18 protein-coding genes are annotated in these 19,507 nt (G+C 74.8%); 7 read left to right on the top strand and 11 right to left on the bottom strand.

The window, feature by feature from the left end; all coding sequences use genetic code 11:
• Positions 1 to 64 precede the first annotated feature (64 nt).
• Positions 65 to 919, bottom strand: a complete 855-nt coding sequence (locus ACIQ9P_RS06790) for a class I SAM-dependent methyltransferase (protein WP_402350827.1) — start codon at positions 917 to 919, stop codon at positions 65 to 67.
• Between the two features lie 357 nt (positions 920 to 1,276).
• On the opposite strand from ACIQ9P_RS06790, the gene ACIQ9P_RS06785 reads away from it, so the two are divergent.
• On the top strand, positions 1,277 to 1,861 hold the full coding sequence (locus ACIQ9P_RS06785) for a hypothetical protein (RefSeq protein WP_402350824.1): 585 nt from the start codon (positions 1,277 to 1,279) through the stop codon (positions 1,859 to 1,861).
• Positions 1,862 to 1,876: 15 nt separating this feature from the next.
• On the opposite strand, the gene ACIQ9P_RS06780 is transcribed toward ACIQ9P_RS06785, so the two are convergent.
• On the bottom strand, positions 1,877 to 2,614 hold the full coding sequence (locus tag ACIQ9P_RS06780) for a TetR/AcrR family transcriptional regulator (protein WP_402350821.1): 738 nt from the start codon (positions 2,612 to 2,614) through the stop codon (positions 1,877 to 1,879).
• A 92-nt stretch (positions 2,615 to 2,706) separates the two neighbouring features.
• Between ACIQ9P_RS06780 and ACIQ9P_RS06775 the strand changes: the two genes are divergently transcribed.
• A complete protein-coding gene (locus tag ACIQ9P_RS06775; RefSeq protein ID WP_402350819.1) occupies positions 2,707 to 3,657 on the top strand; it encodes an NmrA family NAD(P)-binding protein in 951 nt (316 codons plus the stop codon).
• Between the two features lie 7 nt (positions 3,658 to 3,664).
• Here ACIQ9P_RS06775 and ACIQ9P_RS06770 read toward each other — a convergent pair whose 3' ends face one another.
• Positions 3,665 to 4,111: a DUF4259 domain-containing protein gene (locus ACIQ9P_RS06770; RefSeq protein WP_402350816.1), complete on the bottom strand. Its 447-nt coding sequence runs from the start codon at positions 4,109 to 4,111 to the stop codon at positions 3,665 to 3,667.
• Between the two features lie 71 nt (positions 4,112 to 4,182).
• Positions 4,183 to 7,380, bottom strand: coding sequence for an AMP-binding protein (locus ACIQ9P_RS06765; protein WP_402350813.1), 3,198 nt, complete (start codon positions 7,378 to 7,380; stop codon positions 4,183 to 4,185).
• 346 nt (positions 7,381 to 7,726) lie between these two features.
• On the opposite strand from ACIQ9P_RS06765, the gene ACIQ9P_RS06760 reads away from it, so the two are divergent.
• The 3 genes from ACIQ9P_RS06760 to ACIQ9P_RS06750 all read left to right on the top strand — a co-directional run bounded on the left by ACIQ9P_RS06760 (position 7,727) and on the right by ACIQ9P_RS06750 (position 10,290).
• Positions 7,727 to 7,993 (top strand): GlsB/YeaQ/YmgE family stress response membrane protein, encoded by a 267-nt coding sequence (locus ACIQ9P_RS06760; RefSeq protein ID WP_402350810.1) that lies wholly within the window; start codon positions 7,727 to 7,729, stop codon positions 7,991 to 7,993.
• 172 nt (positions 7,994 to 8,165) lie between these two features.
• The gene (locus ACIQ9P_RS06755) at positions 8,166 to 8,906 is read left to right on the top strand and encodes a polyprenol monophosphomannose synthase (protein WP_402350807.1); all 741 of its coding nucleotides are present in this window, start codon (positions 8,166 to 8,168) and stop codon (positions 8,904 to 8,906) included.
• A gap of 118 nt (positions 8,907 to 9,024) precedes the next feature.
• Positions 9,025 to 10,290 carry an aromatic acid exporter family protein gene (locus tag ACIQ9P_RS06750; RefSeq protein WP_402350804.1) on the top strand — a complete coding sequence of 422 codons (1,266 nt, stop codon included), beginning with the start codon at positions 9,025 to 9,027 and terminating at the stop codon, positions 10,288 to 10,290.
• Between the two features lie 46 nt (positions 10,291 to 10,336).
• Here the strand turns inward: ACIQ9P_RS06750 and ACIQ9P_RS06745 are convergent, their stop codons facing one another.
• The 6 genes from ACIQ9P_RS06745 to ACIQ9P_RS06720 form a co-directional block, all read right to left on the bottom strand.
• Positions 10,337 to 10,810, bottom strand: a complete 474-nt coding sequence (locus ACIQ9P_RS06745; RefSeq protein WP_402350801.1) for a VOC family protein — start codon at positions 10,808 to 10,810, stop codon at positions 10,337 to 10,339.
• 121 nt (positions 10,811 to 10,931) lie between these two features.
• Complete coding sequence (locus ACIQ9P_RS06740; RefSeq protein WP_402350798.1) at positions 10,932 to 12,941, bottom strand: phosphocholine-specific phospholipase C; 2,010 nt, start codon at positions 12,939 to 12,941, stop codon at positions 10,932 to 10,934.
• A 14-nt stretch (positions 12,942 to 12,955) separates the two neighbouring features.
• Positions 12,956 to 14,407: an endonuclease/exonuclease/phosphatase family protein gene (locus ACIQ9P_RS06735; RefSeq protein ID WP_402350795.1), complete on the bottom strand. Its 1,452-nt coding sequence runs from the start codon at positions 14,405 to 14,407 to the stop codon at positions 12,956 to 12,958.
• Positions 14,408 to 14,746: 339 nt separating this feature from the next.
• Complete coding sequence (locus tag ACIQ9P_RS06730) at positions 14,747 to 15,013, bottom strand: metal-sensitive transcriptional regulator (RefSeq protein WP_402351473.1); 267 nt, start codon at positions 15,011 to 15,013, stop codon at positions 14,747 to 14,749.
• A 235-nt stretch (positions 15,014 to 15,248) separates the two neighbouring features.
• Entirely contained in the window at positions 15,249 to 15,617 is a 369-nt protein-coding gene (locus ACIQ9P_RS06725; protein WP_402350792.1) for a PRC-barrel domain-containing protein, read from the bottom strand.
• 159 nt (positions 15,618 to 15,776) lie between these two features.
• Complete coding sequence (locus tag ACIQ9P_RS06720) at positions 15,777 to 15,995, bottom strand: hypothetical protein (RefSeq protein WP_402350789.1); 219 nt, start codon at positions 15,993 to 15,995, stop codon at positions 15,777 to 15,779.
• Positions 15,996 to 16,198: 203 nt separating this feature from the next.
• Between ACIQ9P_RS06720 and ACIQ9P_RS06715 the strand changes: the two genes are divergently transcribed.
• A complete protein-coding gene (locus ACIQ9P_RS06715; protein WP_402350787.1) occupies positions 16,199 to 17,041 on the top strand; it encodes an SAM-dependent methyltransferase in 843 nt (280 codons plus the stop codon).
• A gap of 55 nt (positions 17,042 to 17,096) precedes the next feature.
• On the opposite strand, the gene ACIQ9P_RS06710 is transcribed toward ACIQ9P_RS06715, so the two are convergent.
• On the bottom strand, positions 17,097 to 18,392 hold the full coding sequence (locus ACIQ9P_RS06710) for an MFS transporter (protein ID WP_402350784.1): 1,296 nt from the start codon (positions 18,390 to 18,392) through the stop codon (positions 17,097 to 17,099).
• A gap of 76 nt (positions 18,393 to 18,468) precedes the next feature.
• Between ACIQ9P_RS06710 and ACIQ9P_RS06705 the strand changes: the two genes are divergently transcribed.
• A complete protein-coding gene (locus tag ACIQ9P_RS06705; protein ID WP_402350781.1) occupies positions 18,469 to 19,443 on the top strand; it encodes a DUF5937 family protein in 975 nt (324 codons plus the stop codon).
• Positions 19,444 to 19,507 lie beyond the last annotated feature (64 nt).

Raw genomic sequence — 19,507 nt, 5'->3', positions numbered from 1 at the left:
TCACATCTCTCAAGCCGACGCCGCGGCGGCTTCCCACCGCCGGGGCGACCGCTCGGCGGGACGGTCAGCGGGCGGTCAGTGAGTAGGCCGGCAGCGGCGTGTTGCCTTGGTGCTTCGCCAGGGACCGGAGCACGTCCCCCTGGCTCAGCACCAACTCCTTCACGGCACGGGGAAGTCGGTCCAGCCGGTGCGTGTCGTCGAGCAGCGTCGTGCAGGCGTCCACCTCCCAGTCGCCGTCCTGGAGGCCGGCCGTGTCGACGGCCCGCGGCCGGGCGGGGTTCCAGCCTGTCGCCGGGAGGGTCCGCAGCAGGCTCTCGCGCGAGAACGGCGTGCGCACGTTGCCCTCGCCCCGTGAGCCGCCCGCCTCGATCTGGCCCTGAATCAGAACGGCGAGCAGATGGGGCAGTTGTTCGTCCGATCGGGGTTCGAGGTCCCACTCGGCGAAGCACAGGTTCCGCGCCCAGCGGCGGACCCGGACGAGGGTGGCCGCGAGCTGGTCCAGCGAGCCGAAGTACCAGGAGCAGTGCGCCAGGACCACGTGGTCGAACCCGTCGTCGGGGAAGGTCACCGCCTCGTCGAGGACGTCCAGGCCGAAGCGGATGTCGATGCGGGAGCCCAGCGGCGTCGCCTTGAGGTGTTCCGCCGACTGTCCCAGGGTGACCGGGGCACCGTACGAGGGATCGGCGATGTCGACGGCGACCACCCGGCCCCGCGGGCCGACGGCCTCGGCGAGGACGGCCGTGGTGTCGCCCTGTCCGCAGCCGACCTCCAGGACCGACGCTCCGGCCGGGATGTCCCAGCCGGAGACCAGTGCGGCCCGGTAGCGGGTCTGGGCCGGCTGGATTCCGGGAGACACGTCGGAGGTGGCCATGGCGGCCGCGATCGAGGATGCCTTCGCCGTCAGTTCGGTCGCGCTCACGGGATCCTTCCGGTGCCGGGCCGTCCGCGGAGCGGCATCGGCCCGAGGTCTTCGGGTACGGGGAGCGAGGGCCCGTCGGTCCGTCCGTGACGACGAACCCCAGAGCCATCGCGGGCACCCTACGTCGGGATCGACGACTCTCCGGCGGAATTTCGGGGCGGGCCGTCCGCCCGCCGAGGCCCACCTGCCGTGAACACGGCTCGCCTCACCCTTGACGGGAGTCGGCCGGGTCCAGCAGGGTGTGGCCCACTCCCTCGCACCGCTGCCCCCATCGGTACTCCCCCACCCGGAGACGGCATGCGTGCACTCGTTCAGAACAGGCCCCGGCGGCGTGGCGGAATTTCCGTCGGGCTGGCCGTGGGTGCGCTCACGGCGGCGGCCGCGACCGTCGGGCTGGCCTCCGGGGCCGGCTTCGCCGCCGGGGCGGCGGACCCGTCGCCCAACGTCGATCTGGTCCTCAACGGGGGTTTCGACTCCTACCCGTGGATCTGGAAGTGCGACGGGAAGGTCTGGTCCAGCAGCATCCCGCACGACCACTACGTGACGGGGTCCCCGAGCGCCGACAACAACGCGCGGTGCTCGCAACGGGTGCGGGTGCTGCCGAACTCCAGCTACCTGCTGAACGCCACGGTGCGCGGGGCGTTCGCCTTCGTCGGCGCCACGGGGGCGGGCGGCGAGAACGCCTCGACCTGGTCGAGCGGGAGCGGCTGGAACAACCTGTCGGTGCAGGTGCGGACCGGGCCGGACACCACCGAGCTGACCGTGTACTTCCACGGCTGGTACGAGCAGGCGGCCTACGACGTGCGACGGGTGTCCTTCTCCGGCCCCGGGTACCCGCCGCACCCGTGCGGCGAGTCGGACAGCCCGTCGCCGACGGCGACCGGCGGCGGTCCCGGGTCGGCCTCCCCGTCCCCCACCTGCCAGCGCACCTACATCCCCTGACCGGACCCGAGGAGGTCACGGGGCGAGGCGGCGACGGCGAGCGCGCTGGCGGCAGGTGGCGCCGCAGTAGCGGGCCGGGCGGCCGGTGGCGTGGACGGTGAGAGCGGCTCCGCAGTCCTCACAGGCCGGGGCGGGGTGGGGGTTTCGGCTGTCACGCAACGAGCGGCTTTCCGTGACAGTCGGGCCGGACGGGCGGAGGCCGTCCAGGGTCAGCCGGACCAGCGCGAGGCCGGCCGCGCGGTCGTGCCGGGCCGTCAGCATCGCGGCGCACCCGACGGTGATGGCCACCACGTCGTCGGGGTCGAGGTCCGGCCGGACACCGCCGGCCCGCTGCGCGGCCCCGAGCAGCGCCGTCAGCAGCTGGTGCAGCCGCGCCACCGTGGCGGTCAGGAGCGGGCGCGGCCAGCTCGCGTCGGCCGACATGACGTCGCAGACGGTCACCCTGCTGTTGGAGGTGCCGATGACGTCCAGCAGGAAGCCGAAGAAGGCGTCGGTGGGAGCGGACCGGGCCATCCGCCGCTCGCCGGAGACGACGAGTTCGGCCAGCTGTTGGGTCATCACCGCCTCGACGAGGGCGTTCTTGCTCGGGAAGTGCCGGTACACGGTGCCGGCGCCGACGCCCGCCCGGCGGGCGATGTCCCCGAGCGGGACGTCGAGCCCCCGCTCGGCGAACGCCTCGGCCGCCGCCGCCAGCACCCGGGCCCGATTGCGGCGGGCGTCGCTCCGGTCGCCCGCGCCGATCACCGTCGTCATGTCACGAAACCCCTTGCGCCCCCGGAGTCAAACGGGTTGGAGTATCCCAGATCCCCGGCGCCGAAGCACAGGCCGGGACGAGGGAGGACGAGATGACCGAACACACCGAACACGCCGAACGCAAGGACACCGCCTGGAGCGTCGTCGCCGTGACCGGCGCGACCGGGAAGCAGGGCGGCGCGACGGCCCGGCGGCTGCTGGCCGCCGGGCGGCCGGTGCGCGCCCTGGTCCGGGACCCGGCCGCGCCCGCCGCCGTGGCGCTCGCGGAGGCCGGGGCCGAGCTGGCCGTCGCGGACCTCGACCGTCCGGCGAGCCTGGGCCCGGCCCTGGCCGGGGCCGGCGCGCTGTTCGTCGTCCCGCCGGTGGCCTACGGGTCGGCGGGCCTCGACGAGGAGTTGGAGTTCGGCCGCGGCCGGGCCCTGGCCGACGCCGCCGCCGACGCGGGGGTCCGCCAGGTGGTGTTCACCGGTGTCGCCCCGACCACGGGCAGCGCGTTCTCGGCGCCCGGGAAGCGCCGCACCGAGGAGTACCTGCGGCAGCGAATCGAACGGGTCACGGTGCTGCGGCCGGTGCGGTTCATGACCAACTATCTGGGCGTGGCCGGGATCGGCCTCGACGGGTTCACCGGCGGCGTCCACCGGCACCTCTTCCCGCCGGACGAACCGCTCCAGATGATCGCCCTGGAGGACATCGCCGAGTTCGCCGCCCTGGCCTTCGAGCAGCCGGAGCGGTTCGCCGGGCGGACGCTGGAACTGGCCGGTGACGCCCCGACCCCGGTCGAGGCCGTCGCCGCGATCGGCGCCGCGACCGGGCGGACGCTGCGCTACGAGCAGGTCGGCCACGACGAGGCCGCCGCGCTGCACCCCGGGTTCGCGGAGGTCCGTCGGCAGTGGGCCGAGGGTCACCGCTGGCGGGTCGACATCGAGGCGTTGCGGGCGGTCCACCCCGGTCTGCGCACCCTGGGCGACTGGCTCGCCGAGGGCGGCGCCGCCGCGCTGCGGACCCGGTTCGACGCCGCCGACGGCGAGGCGCGGGCGGCCTGACCGGCCATCAGGAGGCGTCGACCGTAACCTCCGGACCCGGTCCGGCCACCGGGGCGAGGACGTCGCGCAGTGCCTGGACGGCGCGGCGCCAGGCGGGACCGTCCTCGGTCTCGTCCCAGAGTTCGGCGAGTTCGGACTCCTCCGCCACGGTCCGGTCCAGGGCCGCCACGGCGAGCGGCCGCAGGTCGGCGGCGAGGACCGGGAGGGGCTCGCCGGGGCCGTAGGCGGTGGTCACCGGCTCGCCGCCGGGGCACTGGGCCGCGACGAGGGCGGCGGCGGCCAGCGCCCTCACGGCCTCGTCACTGTCCAGGTAGTCCTCGGCGCCCGCTTCGGCGGTCAGCGTCAGGGCGTGGCGGAGCAGACCCTCCCGCTCGCCCGGGGGCGCCTCGTCCAGGGCGCCGCAGTAGTCCGCGGCGGTGTCGTTGTCGAAGTGGCCGATGTCCCAGGTACCCATGACTATCTCCTTCGGTCGGGTCGTCGACATCGTGGCACCGACCACCGACAATCACGCCCGCCCACTCCCCGTCAGACCCCCGCGGCCTCCGCGAGGCGGGTCTCCAGGGCGGTGGCCAGGGCCTCGACGGCGGCCGGGGTGAAGGCGTGCTCGTTGTGGCGGAGCCAGCAGACCAGGGAACCGTCGGGCTGTTCGGTGGCGGCGAGTTCGGGGACGTGCCGGTCGCCGCCGGGTATCGGGTAGGGGACGGTGGCGCCGCGCGGGACCTCCCAGGCGGTGCAGGCGAGGCCGGGGAGCTGGGCCGGGGCGTTCCAGCTCTCGTAGCGGAGCCAGGCCGCGAACGGCACCAGTGGGCTGAACTCCGCGAAGGGGTACAGCTGGTGGTCCAGGGCGGCGGTGGCGGTGTCGCGGACGCGGGCGAGGAGTTCGGCGAAGCCGGGCGCGCCGGAGGCGTCGACCCGCAGCAGGAGCGACTGGACGAAACAGCCGACGGCCTGTTCGGCCTCGGGCGTGGTGCGGCCGGGGACGGGGGTCATCAGGACCAGGTCGTCCTGGCCGCTGAGCTCGGCGAGCAGGCCGAGCCAGACGGTGGCGAGGGCCTGGAAGGGGGTCGCCCCGGCCGCGGCGGCCCGGGTGCGGAGGGCGGCGGCCCGCTCGGCGGGGACGGTGAGCCGGTGGGCGGCGCTGAGCACCGTCTCGGTGTCGGCGCGGCCCGGGAAGGGGTGCACCGCCTCCGGCGCGCCGGCCAGGGTGCGGGCGAAGTGGGCGCGGGAGACCGGCCAGTTGGCGTTGGACCGGGTCACCAGTTCGCCGAGCGTGGGCATCGGCCGGGGCGGGGGCGCGGGGCGGCCGCGGCGCAGGGCCGAGTAGATGACGCCGAGGTCGCGCAGCAGCACGCCGACCGACCAGCCGTCGCCGACGATGTGGTGGACGGCGAGCAGCACCGCGTGGTCGTCGGGGCCCCGGCTGACCACCGCGAGGCCGGTCATCGGGCCCTCGCCGACGTCGGTGAGCCGGTCCCGGACCGCGATCAGCCGGGCCGACACCTCGTCGTCGCTCTCGCCCGGGGCGTCGACGAGGACGGCCTCCAGTTCGGGCTCGGCGTCGACGACGGCGCGCCGCACGCCCGGCAGCGCGCCGGGCACGGGCACGAAGCGGGTGCGCAGCGCGGGGTGGCGGCGCACCGCCTCCCGCAGGGCCTCGGTCAGCAGGCCCGGGTCCAGCGCCTCGGTGACGCGGAACATCACGGCGACGGCGCCGACATTGCGGCCCTCGGCCTCGGCCATCCAGCGCAGGAAGTTCTCCTGCTGGGAGGTGAGCGGGAGGTCGTGGGGCTGAGCGCGCAGTTCGCGCAGGAACGGGGAGAGCGCGGAGTCGTCGCCCGGGGGCGCGGCCCCGGCGGTCCTGGGCGCGGCGGTCACCCAGGCGGCCTGGGCGCGCAGCGAGGGGCGTTCGAAGACCAGGGCGGTGGTGGCGGTGACGCCGAACTCGGCGGAGACGGCGGCGGCGAGCTGGACGGCGCGGAAGGAGTCGCCGCCGAGGGCGAAGAACTCGTCCTCGACGGCCGCGACCGGCCGGCCGAGCACCTTGCGCCAGACGGCGGCGAGGGCGCGTTCGGTGCCGGTGCCGGGCGGGGTGCCGGCCGGCGCCTCGGCGGGGGTGTCGAAGCGGGCGCGCAGCTCGTGCTTGACGACCTTGCCGCTGGGGTTGCGGGGCAGCCGGTCGGTGAGCAGGATCCGGACCGGCAGTTCGGCGCGGCCGAGGCGGGCGGCGAGGAAGAGCCGCAGTTCGTCGAGGTCCAGGCCGCCTGCGGCGGGCACGACGGCGGCCACCGGCACGGCGCCCATGACGGGGTGCGGGAGGCCGAGCGCGGCGGCGTCGGCGACCTGCGGGTGGGCGTGCAGGACGTCCTCGATCCGCAGCGTGGAGACCTTGAGGGCACCGGACTTGATGATGTCGCTCTCCCGGTCGACCAGGTACAGGTAGCCGTCGGCGTCGAGCCGGCCTAGGTCTCCCATCCGTACCCAGCCGTCCCGGAAGACGGCGGCCGAGAGCTGGGGTCCGGCCGTGTAGCCGCGCGGGGGGCCCGGCTGGCGCAGCCAGACCTCGCCGACGGCTCCTGGCGCGACCGGCTGCCCGGCCTCGTCGAGCAGCCGCAGGTCGGCCGGGTTGGCGGGGCGGCCGACCGAGCCGGGCCGGCGGGCGTCGACGACGGCGGAGATCTGGGCGGGCGACGCCTCGGCGGAGGTGTAGGTGTTGACCAGGGTCGCGGTCGGCAGGGCCGCGCGCAGGGCGGTGGCGACGGGGGCGGGCAGGGCCGCGGCGGAGGAGCTGATCAGCAGGACGCTGCTCAGGTCGTGGCGCCCGGTCGCGCCGGAGTTGAGGAGTTCGACGGCCATCGAGGGCACCAGGAAGACGGTGCCGGCCCGGTGCTCGGCGACGGTCCGCGCGAACTCCTCGGCGTCGAAGCGCGGCAGGCAGATCGTGGCGGGCGCGGCGACCAGCGCGTTGACCAGTACCACCTGGGCCGCGTTGGTTCCGATCGGGAAGGCGTGCACGGCGTGCGCGGAGTGGGCGTAGGGGCGGGGGCGCGGGTCGAGCCGCTGGCCGGCGGTCAGGCTGGCGTGGGCGGCGTGCACGCCCTTGGGCGCGCCGGTGGTGCCGGAGGTGCCGATGACCTGGGCGAGGTCGCCGGGGGCGGGGCGGTGCGGCGGGTCCTGGGCCCCGTCGCCGTCCGCCTCCAGGTCGGCGAGCCGCAGGGTGCGGAGGCCGGCGGCGCGCTCGTCCTCGGCCTCGGGGGCGACGGCGAGGACGGCCCCGCTGTCGCCCGCCAGCCGCGCGGTGTCCTCGGCGCTCAGGTCCTCGCGGACGACGACGGCCGCCGCGCCCGCGTAGTGGGCGGCCAGGAAGGCCACCGCGTAGGCGTCCCAGGAGCGGTTGGGGAAGAGCAGCAGCACCCGCTGCCCCGGCCGGACGCCCGTCCGGGCGAGCCCGTGGGCGGCGCGCACGGCCCGTTCCCGCCACGTCCGGTAGTCGAGTGCGGGGCGGCCGGGGGCGATCAGCGCGGGCCGGTCGGGGTGGCGGGCCGCCCGGTCGTCGAGCAGGTCGGTCAGGGTGAGCGCGTCGGGCGTCGCGGGTGCCGGAGCGGTGGTGGCGGGAACGGCGCTGACGGTGGATCGGGTGCTGATGACGACTCCCGGAAGTGGCCAGGACGGGGCGCGGCCGATCGGCCGGACGGGTGGCTGGTCCAGACCGTAGCGGCTGGGCACCGCCCGCCGCCAGAGTCGTCCGCCCGCGGACCGCACCCGGTCGGACCGGCCGGACCGGTGGGACCGGCCGACGGGACGCCGCGCCGGAACGGGTCCGACCGGGGCGGCGGGCGCCGCCCGCGTCGCGGCGCCACCGCGAGGTCCGCGGGACTCGTCGGCGGACGGCCCCGGAGCGACAGCGGCAGCGGGGACGGCAGCGGCAGCGGCAGCGGCAGCGGGGAATGGTCCGGCGCGGTCGGGGCAGGCGGGGCCCGGACGGCCCGCACCCCGGCGGCCGTCGTCTGGACGTGCCGTGCCGCGCGGTTCGGGCGATCATGAGGGAACGTGCCTCGAAAGGTGGAATGCGATGTTCCAGCTCCTGTGGATTCTGCTCATCGGCTTCGTGCTCGGTGTGATCGCCAAGCTGATCCTGCGCGGCCCGCAGGCCATTCCGTGGTGGCTGACCATGCTGCTCGGCGCGGCCGGGGCCTGGTTGGGCAACGCGGTCGCCGGGTGGATCGGTGTCCGGCACACCTCCGGCATCGACTGGATCCGCCATCTGCTCCAGCTCGGCTTCGCCGTCCTCCTGATCGGCGTCGTCGCCCCCGCCTGGAGTTCCCGCCGGTCCAGGTGACCGGCGGCCCCGACGGCGGCCCCGGGCCCGGGCCCGGACGTGAGCACGGACCGCTCCCCGGCCCCGGGTCCGGGGAGCGGTCCGGCTCGACGGTGTTCGAAGCAGCGCGGCTAGACTCGCACGGCCGCCGCAGCCCGACGGCAGCGCCGCCGAACTCGCGAGGGAACAGAACATGGTCGAGGCCGCCCCGAAGGTCGTTGTGGTCGTGCCCACCTACAACGAGCGGGAGAACCTTCCGGTGCTCGCCGGCCTGCTGGCCGGGCTCGACCTGCCGAACCTGCACCTGCTGGTCGTCGACGACAACTCCCCCGACGGCACCGGCGAGGTGGCCGACAAGCTGGCCGCCGGGTCCGAGGGCCGGGTCCGGGTGCTGCACCGCACCGAGAAGGACGGCCTCGGCCGCGCCTACGTGGCCGGTATGGCCCGGGCCCTGGAGGACGGCGCGGACGTCGTGGTCCAGATGGACGCCGACCTGTCGCACCCGGCCGCCGTCCTGCCGCTGATGGTGGAGACCCTGCTGGCCGACGACACCGCCGTGGTGATCGGCTCCCGGTACGTGCCCGGCGGGTCCACCGCCGAGGAGTGGCCGTGGCACCGCAAGGCGCTCTCCTCCTGGGCCAACCTCTACGTGAACACCATCCTCGGCCTGGGCGTGCGCGACGCCACCGCCGGCTTCAAGGCGTGGAAGGCGCAGACCCTGCGGGCCATCGACCTGCCGACGGTGCACAGCAACGGGTACTCCTTCCAGGTCGAGCTGAACCACCGGGTGGTGCGTCAGGGGCTCACCATCAAGGAGGTGCCGATCCGTTTCGAGGAACGGGTCGAGGGCGCGTCCAAGATGAGCCTCGGGGTGCAGGTGGAGTCGGCGCTGGCGCCGTGGAAGCTGCTGCGCGAGGGGCGCGGCAAGCAGTAGCCGCCGCCCGCCCGGCCCGTCACCCGGACGGCCGTCCGGACCCGGGCCGGTTTCCCGGACGGGTCAGGACGGACGGAACCGGACCGGTGGGATCCGTGGGACGGGGAAGGAGGTGCGCATGGCCCTGCTACCGGACTCCGTGGTCGGCCTGCTGCGCCGCGCCGCCCGTGAACCCTTCGCCGTCCAGACCGCCCGGGCGACCGTCGCCGCCACCCTCTCCTACGTGGTGGCGACCTGGCTCAGCAGCGAACCGGCCCCCCTGACGGCCCCGCTCACCGCGCTGCTGGTCGTCCAGGTCACCGTCTACTCGACCCTCACCACCAGCATCCGCCGGGTGAACTCGGTGGTCGTCGGCGTGCTGATCGCGATCGGCTTCAGCGCCGTGGTCGGGCTCTCCTGGTGGAGCCTCGGGCTGATCATCCTGGCCTCGCTGGTGATCGGCCGGTTCGTCCGGGTGGACGAGTTCGTCCAGGAGGTCGCGATCAGCGCGATGCTGATCCTCGGCGTCACCAAACTCGCCTCCCAAGCCTGGGACCGGGTGCTGGAGACGCTGATCGGCGCGAGCGTCGGCCTGCTGTTCAACCTGCTGTTCGCCCCGCCGGTCTGGGTGGACACCGCGGGCGAGAAGATCGAGGACCTGGCCCGCCGGGCCCGGCAGCTGCTGCTCGACCTCGCCGACCAGCTGGGCCGGCCCACCCCCGTCGCGGACGCCGCCGAGCGCCTGCACGAGGCCCGCCGGCTCGACCAGGCGATCGCCGACGTCGACGCGGCGCTGCGCCAGGCCGAGGACAGCCTGCGCTTCAATCCCCGGATCAGCGAGGGCCTGCTCTCCCGGCTGGTGCTGCGCACCGGGCTGGACACGCTGGAGATCTGCGTGGTGGTGATCCGGGTCATCTCGCGCTCGCTCACCGACCTCGCCAAACGGCGCGGGCCCGGCGATCCGCTGGTGGCGCCGGACCTCGCGGTGGCGATGGAGGAGCTGCTCGCCCATGTCGGCGGCGCGCTGGTGAGCTTCGCCGTGCTGGTCACCACCCAGGTCAGCCGGAACGCCGAGGAGGCCGAGCAGCGGCTCGCCGCCGAGCTGACCGCCGCCTGGGCGAGCCGGGAGAACGTCGCCCGGCTGCTGCTGGAGCAGGTCCGCGCGGACCCGGAGAGCTGGCACCTGCTCGGTTCGCTGCTGACCGAGGTCGACCGGATCCTCGACGAACTGGACCTGGAGCACCGCTCCCGGCGGCTGATGGAGGAGCTGGACCGGGCGTCGGTGGCGGGCCGGGAGCGGTTCTCCCGGCTCGGCCGGCTGCGCCGCTGGCTCCGCGGCGAGCGCCCGGTCCTCGCCCGGGTCCGCCGCCGGCGCCGGAAGGACCCGACGGGCGCCCGGAGCTGAGCCCGCGACGGTGCCCGCGACAGGGGCTCACCCCCGCCGCCGTGCCTCAGCCCGCCGCGGCGTCCAGCAGCAGCTGGATGTCGATCCGGCGCATCTCCAGCATCGCCGCGGTGACCCGGGCGGCCTTGGCCCGGTCCGGGTCGGAGACCAGGTCGATCAGCACCTGCGGGGTGACCTGCCAGGACAGGCCCCAGCGGTCCTTGAGCCAGCCGCAGGGCCCCTCCTGGCCGCCGCCCTCCAGCAGCGCCGCCCAGAGCCGGTCCACCTCCGCCTGGTCGTCGCAGTGCACCTGGAGCGAGACCGCCTCGGTGAACGGGAAGAGCGGGCCGCCGTTGAGCGCCACGTACGGGTGACCGCCGAGTTCGAAGGCGACCGTCAGCACGGTGCCGGGCGTGCCCGGGCCGGCCTCGGTGCAGTGGGTGATGCCGGTGATCCGGGAGTCGGGGACGACCGAGGTGTAGTACCGGACGGCTTCCTCGGCCCGGTCGTCGAACCAGAGACAGGGTGTGATCTGCTGCATGGGCCGACGGTAGCCGCGGGCCCCGGTGTCCCCGGGCACGCCACGCCACGACCGGTGCGGCAGGACGCGCCGCGCCACGACCGGTGCTCCCCGGTCGTGGCGCGGCGCCCGGTATCCGGACTCAGTGCACCCAGCCCGCGTACCGGCGGGTGAAACGCTGACCGGTGGCGGCGGTGACCACCACGTCGTAGCGGCCCTGCTTGTCCAGCGGCCAGACGAGGTTGCTCTGCTTGCCCGGCCGGACCCAGACGGTCTGCGCGGTGCCCGCGAAGTCGTTCGGCACCGCGGTGAAGCAGACGTCGGTCATGCCGTCGTTGACGAGCTGGAGGGTGAGCCGCTTGGAGCCGGACAGGTCGGCGGTGACGATCGGCACCGCGATGTCGTTCTGTCCGGACGGCTGCTCGGCGCCGCCCTGGCCGTCGCGGACCACGGTGCCGGCGAAGCGGCGGACGAAGCCGTCCGGGCCGTGCACGGTGAAGTCGTAGCGGCCGTTGGTCCTCGCGGCCTCCCAGACGTACGTGGCCGAGGCGCCCGGGGCCACGGTGAACGGCGTTCCGGCGAAGGGCTGGACGATGTTCGGGTAGACCGTGTACGGGAAGGCCACCGAGCCGTCGTTGCTCATCGTGCAGGTGACCCGGCCGGTGAGACGGTCCACCTCCGCCTCGGCCCAGGGCTGGTAGGGCAGGTGGCGGTGCGGGCGGTCGCCCCGCTCGGGCACCGGCATGGCCTGGGCGCCGACGGCGGGCAGCTGCACGCCGGGGAGCTTGGTGCCCGCGTCGGCCTTCGCCATCAGGGCGTTGGTGTCCGGCAGTTGCGGGATCGACTGGTCCGGGGCGGCGAAGTCGAAGCAGCTGGTGAGGTCGCCGCAGACGGCGCGGCGCCAGGCGGAGATGTTGGGCTCGGCGACACCGGTGACCTGCTCCATGAAGCGCAGCACCGACGTGTGGTCGAACACCTGGGAGTTGACCCAGCCGCCGCGCGACCAGGGCGAGGCGACCCAGAGCGGGACGCGGTTGCCGAGACCGATGGCGCGGCCCTGGGTGAACTCCTCCGGGGTGCCCGGCTCGGGAGTGGGCGGCACCATGTGGTCGAAGTAGCCGTCGTTCTCGTCGTACATGACCAGGAAGACGGTGTGCCGCCACACGTCCGGGTTGGACATCAGCGACTGCAGGGCCTGGTTCACCCAGTGCGCGCCGTAGGCCGGTCCGGCCTCCGGGTGCTCGGAGAACAGGTACGGCGCGACCAGCCAGGAGACGGTCGGCAGGGTGCCGTCCTTGCAGTGGGCGTCGAAGGCCGCCGGGTCGAACTTGGTCATCGCGTTGATGTAACGCGGGTCGTCCTTCGGGAAGTCGTGGAACTGCTTGAAGTACGAGAGCGCGTTGTCGTCGTAGTCGCCGGTGCGGTCGTCCTTGCTGGGGTTGTGGTAGACCCGCCAGGTGACGCCCGCCGCCTGGAGGCGCTCGGCGTAGGTGGTCCAGTCGGCGACCGGGTTGTCGGTGACCGGGGTGTTGTCGATCCACGGGCCGGTGGTGCCGTCCCGGCCGGGGCCGGAGGTGCCGGTCCACAGGTAGAGCCGGTTGGGGTCGGTCGGCCCGGCCAGCGAGGTGAAGTAGGCGTCGCAGAGGGTGAAGGCGTCGGCGAGCGCGTACTGGTAGGGGATGTCCTCACGGGTGAAGTAGCCCATGGTGCGCTCGCCCTTGGCGGCGATCCACTTGTTCATCGCGCCGTTGTTGATGGCCTGGTGGCCGGTGGCCCAGTCGTGCGGCAGGCCGCCGGCGTTCTGCGCGTTGTACTTCGAGGTGTCCATCCGGTAGGGCAGCATCACGTTGCCGTCGCTGCGGCGCGGGTCGGGCTGGCGGAACACGTCGGTGCCGTCGGGGAACTGGAGCCCCTGCTTGTCGCCGAAGCCGCGCACGCCGTTGAGGGCGCCGAAGTAGTGGTCGAAGCTGCGGTTCTCCTGCATCAGCACCACGACGTGCTTGACGTCCTTGATGGTGCCGGTGAGGCGGGCCGGCGCGCCGGCGGGCTGGGTGGGCGCGGCCTGGGCCGGGGTGCCCTGGAGGCCGGTCAGGGCGGCGGCGCCGGCGGCCGCGGTGGCGCCGACGAAGGTGCGGCGGGAGAGCTCGGACATCGCGAACTGGCCTTTCAGAGCTGGAAGGTGGCGACCGCGGCGGCGGTGTCGGACGGCCACTGGTTGGCGGCGAGGGCGGCCGGGTCGGCGGCGGTGGCCGGCCAGTCGGCGACCAGGGTGTGCGCCTCGACGAGCCGCAGCTTCCCCCGGTACAGCACGTAGTCGGTCCGGTCCTGCGGCTCGGCCTTGCCGGCGGCGCGCTGCTTGCGGACCGGCGACCAGGTGGTGCCGGGCGCCTTCGCCGGGTCCCGGTTCTCCTCGCGGAAGGTGTCGGTGAGTCCGGCCGCCTGGAGAGCGGTGGTGACCGGCCAGGCGAGCGCGCCGGCGCCGCCGTGGGCCGCGGCGGTGGCGGCCGTCCAGTCGAGGTGCGAGGGCGAGGCCAGTCCGCCGGCGAGCACCACCGGGGCACCCGCGGCGGCGTCGGCCGTGACGGCGGCGGCCAGCGCCCGGGCCTGACGGAGCCGGACCGAGGCGTTCTCGGCGGCGAGGACCTGCGCGGCGGTGCGGCCGTCCTGGAGGGCGTACGGGCCGTAGTCGGACTCGTCGAGGTGCGCGGTCCAGACCCGGACGGCGCGGCCTCCGGGCAGCTGCACGGTCGCCGCGGCGGCGGGCAGTTCGGCGGTGGCCGGGGTGACGGCAGTCAGCGGGTAACGGCTGAGCAGGCCGACGCTGCCGGCGCTCTGGTGGGCGTACCAGCCGAGGGCGTCGGCCAGCGCCTGGGCCGCCTTGCCCGCGGTCTCCTGGAGCGCGAGCACGTCCAGGCCCTGGGCGAGCACGACCCGCAGCTGCTTCTCGGTGGCGTCGGTGAAGGCGGCACCGGCGTTGGCGAGGTTCCAGCTGGCGACCTTGAGGCGGGGCGCGGTGGCCGGGTCCACGACCGGGAGCAGCACGGTCACGGTGTCGGTGGCGCCGGCGCTGTCCTTGACGCCGACGACCAGGACCTCGGGGGTGCGCGGCGCGGCGCCGCCCGGCGCGGTGCCGGTGACGGTGCCGTCGGCGGCGACCGCGAGCCAGGACGGTCCGGAGACCTTGCGGAAGGCCGCGCTGCCGGCCGGGTTCCCGGCGGGGCGGGCCCAGAGGCCGCCGAGCTTGACGGTGACGGCCGCGCCGGGGGCGACGGGCGTGGCGGTGAAGGAGTCCACGACGGCGTGCGGGCGGACCACGGCCGGCTTGGGCCGGAAGGTGAACGGCTGGGTCCTGGCGAGGACGCCGTAGCCGTCCTTGGCGAGCAGGTACGCCGTGTACGGGCCGCCGGTCAGGGCGGAGGTGTCGAGCTGGACGTCGCCGTCGGCGGCCGGGGTGTACTTCCAGAGCAGGGAGCTGCCCGTGCCGGGCTGACGGTCCCCGTCGTAGATGCCGACCCAGTTCTTGGCGTCGGGGGCGTCGGTGGTCCAGTGGAAGGTGAGGCGGTCGCCCTCGACGGGGCTGCTCGACGACGTGATGGTCAGGGTGCTGCCGGTGGCCACGGATGTCCTGTCCGCCGCTCGGGCACCGGGCCGTCGGGGGGTGCCGGGCCGGGGCCGTCCGCGGCTGGTGACGGAGGCTTGGGAGGGTCGGCCCGTCGACAGTTGGCTGTACAACTGCGGGGCCGGGCCCATTCACCCGAAGGTCGGCGACCGGGACATGAACGAAGCGTGACGGGATGTCGGGCGGCGCGGGAAATGTGGGACGGGGGCGGCGCCGGGGCCGCTCCCGGAGCAGTGGCGCGGGCACACGACGCGGGCACACGGCGCGGGGACACGGCCCGGGGACGCCGACAGGACCGTCGGCAGGGGCGGCGACAGGAGCGGCGGGGCGGCGGTCCGTCAGGCGAGGGTGAGGAAGAGCTTCTCCAACTCGGCCTCGGTCATCGGCGCCGCGCCCTCCTCGGCACCGGCCAGGCACTGGCGCATGCCGCTCGCCACGATCTTGAAACCGGCCCGGTCGAGCGCCCTCGACACGGCGGCCAGCTGGGTCACCACGTCCTTGCAGTCCCGGCCGGCCTCGATCATGGCGATCACGCCCGCGAGCTGACCCTGGGCACGCCGCAGCCGGTTCAGGACGGCGCCCACGGCCTCCTCGTCCACCTGCATGTCCGGACCGCCCTCCACGTCGACCACCGGCCCTCCAGTGTACCCCGTGGGGTATCCGGACCTCGGTGGCCGACCGCTCCGGGCACCGGTCGGGACGGGCGCTCGGGTGGGCGCTCGGGTGGGCGCCGGGCGCCCGGCCCGGAGCCGGGCCCGGGCGGGCACCGGTGCCGGGCCCGGGCGGGCACCGGTGCCGGGCCGGGGTCAGCGCCGGGCCGGGGTCAGCGCCGGGCCGGGGTCAGCGCCGGGCCAGCCGCCGTTCCCCGCCCGCCCCGGTGACGTACTCCAGCTTGTAGTGCGCGAACACCTCGGGCTCGTCCTCGGCCGGCAGCACGTCGTCCACCCCGATCGAGGGCGCCTGCTTCACCAGCGCCTTGGGGAACGCCACTCGGAGGTATCCCGGCCCCAGCACCGCGCCGTCGAGCGGGACGAACACCAGCCTGCGCTTCACCGCCAGACCGACCGTGACCGTCACGAAGTACGGCTCGTCGCTGGCGGTCTCGACATAGACGGACTCCAGGGTGCCGATGCGGTGGTCCTTCTCGTCCACGACGGCCTGCCCCCGCCACTCCCTGATGTCGGCCGGAACGATCTCGGCTACGGCCACGTCAACCTCCCACTGTCGCTCCACGGCGGCACGCCTCGCTCGCGGGCGGCGCCCAGGACCCTCCCATCCTGCGCCTGTCCGCCCCGGCCCGCCCGCCGGGGCGGGAAACGGCGGGCGGGGCGAGGGAGCCGCCGCCACGAGAATCCACGGCGGGCGGTTTCACTGGATCAGGGAGGTGTGCGGGTGCTCCGGGGACTCCGGGCAGACGGAGAGCTGCTCGTCGTCCTCGACGACCTCCGGCGCGGGCGGCGAGGCGAGGAGGTCGGTCACCGCCGCCGCGGAGCGCCAGACGAGCGTGGTCGGCGGCTTGTAGTCCGGCTCGTGCTCGATCGGGCACCAGAACACCTGGAGGACGCGGCGGGGTGGTACGGGGGACATTCATGATCGCGATCGTGCCAGGAGCCTCCGACAACGGACGAACGGCCCCGAACCGCCCGCCGGGCGACGGCCGTTCCGGCCCAAGCCCTCGCAACGCGCCCATTGCGCACAAGCGGGGGTGAACCGACCTCACCCCACCACGGGCGTACCCGACCACCTACGCTGTCCGCCGACGGATCATCGGTTCGGCCGGGTGCGGAGGCGTGCGGACAGTGGTGGGCTACAACGAGATGTGGGAGCCGGGCGAGCCCGGCGTCCCCGCCGACCTCCGGCCGGAGATTCCGCACCCCGCGCGGATGTACGACTACTACTTGGGCGGCAAGGACAACTTCCCGTCCGACCGCGAGGCGGCCGAGCGGGCGCTGGCGGCCAACCCGGAGTTCAGATCCACCGCGCGCGCCAACCGGGGCTTCCTGAACCGGGCGGTGCGCCACGTGGCCGGACTCGGCATCGACCAGTTCCTCGACATCGGCACCGGCATCCCGACCGCCGGCAACACCCACGAGATCGCCCAGGCCGTCGATCCCGGCGCCCGGATCGTCTACGTCGACAACGACCCGATCGTGCTCGCCCACGCCCGGGCCCTGATGGGCGGCACCGCCGTCGGCCGGACCACCGTCATCCAGGCCGACCTGCGCGAGCCGCTCGACCTCCTCGCGGCCGCCGAGGCCGAGAAGCTGCTCGACTTCGAGAAGCCGATGGCCCTCGTCCTCGCCGCCGTGCTGCACTTCGTGCCGGACGAGAGCGGACCGTACGAGATCGTCCGCACCCTGCTGGACACGCTCGCGCCCGGCAGCCACCTGATCCTCTCGCACGGCACCGCCGACTTCATCCCCGCCGCGGTCCGCGACCGCGTGACCGGCGTCTACAGCAAGGCCACCGCCCCGCTGGTCGGCCGCAGCCGGGAACAGGTGACCGCTTTCCTCGACGGCCTGGACGTCCTCGACCCCGGGGTGGTCACCGTCCCGTTGTGGCGGCCGGAGGGCGACCCCGTCCCCGGCGCGGACCGGGTCAGCATGTACGGCGCGGTCGCCCACAAGCCCTGACGGCACGGCATGCCGCGGGTGGCGGCCCGGATCCGTCCGGCCGCCACCGCGGACCTCATCCCGCGGCCGCACCCACCGACGACCGGGGCGCGGGTTCGGACCGGTCGTACGGCAGTTCGCGCATCCGGCGCAGCGGTGAGCAGAGCACCGGCAGGACGGCCAGCAGCTCGCCCACGGCGCCGGCCCAGAGCGCCTGCCGGACACCGAGGCTCTGCCCCAGCACACCGCCGATCAGCGCGCCGACCGGCATCACGCCCCAGACCAGGAAGCGCACCGTCGCCGTCACCCGGCCCAGCAGCGGCTTCGGGCAGAGCCGCTGGCGGAAGGCGACCGAGGTGATCCTGAAGGTCATGAAGAGCACCCAGCCCAGGGCCTGGAGCAGGACGGCCAGTACGAAGCGGCCGTCGGCCCGGAACAGCGGCACCGCCAGCAACCAGAGCACGGCACTGCCCGCGACCGCCGCGCACATGGCCGGTCCCTGACCGAGCCGGGCGGTGAACCGCACCGTGAGCAGGCTGCCGACCAGGCCGCCGACGGCCTCCGCGGCGAAGACGAGCCCGCACAGGAACGGTGACAGGTGCAGTTCGCCCGCCAGGAGCACCACCAGCATCGAGGCACCGACCGTGCCGCACAGGTTGGAGACGGCCGCGGTGAAGGTGACCGCCCGCAGCAGCCGGTCACCGAGGACGAAGCGCAGGCCCTCCGCGATCTCCGTCCGCAGTCCCGCCCCCGGCCGGGTCGTCGGCCGGGTCGTCGGCCGGGCCCCGGAGCGCCGGATCCGGCCCAGCAGCAGTGCCGAGACGCCGAAGCTCAGCACATCCGCCGCCAGCGCGACCGGCGCCGTCAGCGCGCCGACCAGCGCACCGCCCACGCCCGGACCGCCGACCTGGACCGTGCTTCGGCCCGCCTCGATCCGGACGTTCGCCGCCACCAGTTGCTCGTCCGGCACCAGGTGCGCGAGGTAGCTGCCGTGCGCCACGTCGAAGAACGCGGTGCAGACCGACATTCCGAACGCCACCGCGTACAGCTGGGGCAGGGTCAGCACGCCCAGCCAGGAGGCCGCCGGGACGGAGAACAGCAGCACGGCCCGGACCACGTCCGCGGCGATCATCACCGGCCGCTGCCGCACCTGGTCCACCCAGGCGCCCGCGGGCAGTCCGATCAGCAGGAAGCCGAGGTACTCGAAGGCGACCAGCAGGCCCGCGTCGAACGGCGTGGCGTCCAGCGTGCCGACCGCCACCAGCGGAAGCGCGACCAGGGTGACGGCCGCGCCCGCCTGACTGACGGTGTCGGCGGCCCAGAACCGCCGGAAGTCGGCGTGCCGGAAGAGGCCGGTGGGAGGAGGAGTCATGTCCGCCAGCATCCTGAGCATGATCACCGTGCGGCCAGTGTTTTAGTCTGGGCGAAAACGTCGACCGGGGGTGCGGATGGGCGAGCTGCGGTTCGGGACGCACGACCTGGGCAATCTCAGATTCGCGATCTCCCCGCTCTGGGAGACCGCGGCCGGCGCTCGCGCCGTCACCGATCCCGGCCGGCACGTGGTGCACCTGCCCTGGCTCCGCCGGGCCCCGGCCCTGCCTCAGGACGGCGGCCCCGGTGGGCGGACCGCACCGCTGGCGGCGCTCGCCGGCCGGTTCGACGCGGTGGCGGGGCGGCTGCTGCCGGCTCCGCGCTGCCCGCTGGCCGAGATCGAGGAGGAGCTCTCCGCCCTGCTGGTCACCCCTCCCGAGCAGGTCCGGGATGCTCTCGCCACCGTGCCGCGGCCCGTGCCGACCGGCTTCGAACAACGCCTGGCCGAGGACCCGGAGCGCGTCCTGCCCGAGCTTGCCGAGGCCCTGCACTCCTGGTGGGAGGCGGCCGTCCGGCCGCACTGGCCGCGCATCCGCGCCGTCCTGGAGGCCGACATCGCCCACCGGACCCGGCTGCTCGCCGAGGACGGCATCCACGAGGTGCTGTCCTCGCTCCACCCCGCCCTGCACCGGGACGGGGACCTGCTGCGCTCGCCCGACCTCCCGGCGGACGGCGAGGACCTCGGCGGCACCGGACTCACCCTCACCGCGAGCGCCTTCGCCGACCGCTGCCGGGTGCTGACCGGCCGCCGGGGAACGCCGCCGGCCCTGGTCTACCCGGCCCGCGCCCTCGGGCTGCTCTGGGAGCGCCGGGAGAACACGGACGACGCGCTCGCCCGGCTGCTCGGCCGAAGCCGCGCCCGGCTGCTCGCCTGCACCGGCTCCCCGAGCACCACCACCCAGCTCGCCGCCCGCACCGGGCTCAGCCTGGGCGCGGTCTCCCAGCACCTCGCCGTCCTGCGCGACGCCGGTCTGGTCACCGGCCACCGCTACCGCCGCGAGGTCCACTACACCGCGACCGAGCTGGGCACGGCCCTGCTCACCCGGGCGTAGGACCGCGCCGGACGGCCGTGCCCCGGGCCGGCCGGCTTGTCGGTCCCGTCGGCTTATCGGCCCC

The organism is Kitasatospora sp. NPDC094019, from assembly GCF_044764505.1.
In the GTDB taxonomy this organism is placed as follows: Bacteria; Actinomycetota; Actinomycetes; order Streptomycetales; family Streptomycetaceae; genus Kitasatospora.
This window is presented reverse-complemented; position numbering and strand designations above follow the sequence as displayed.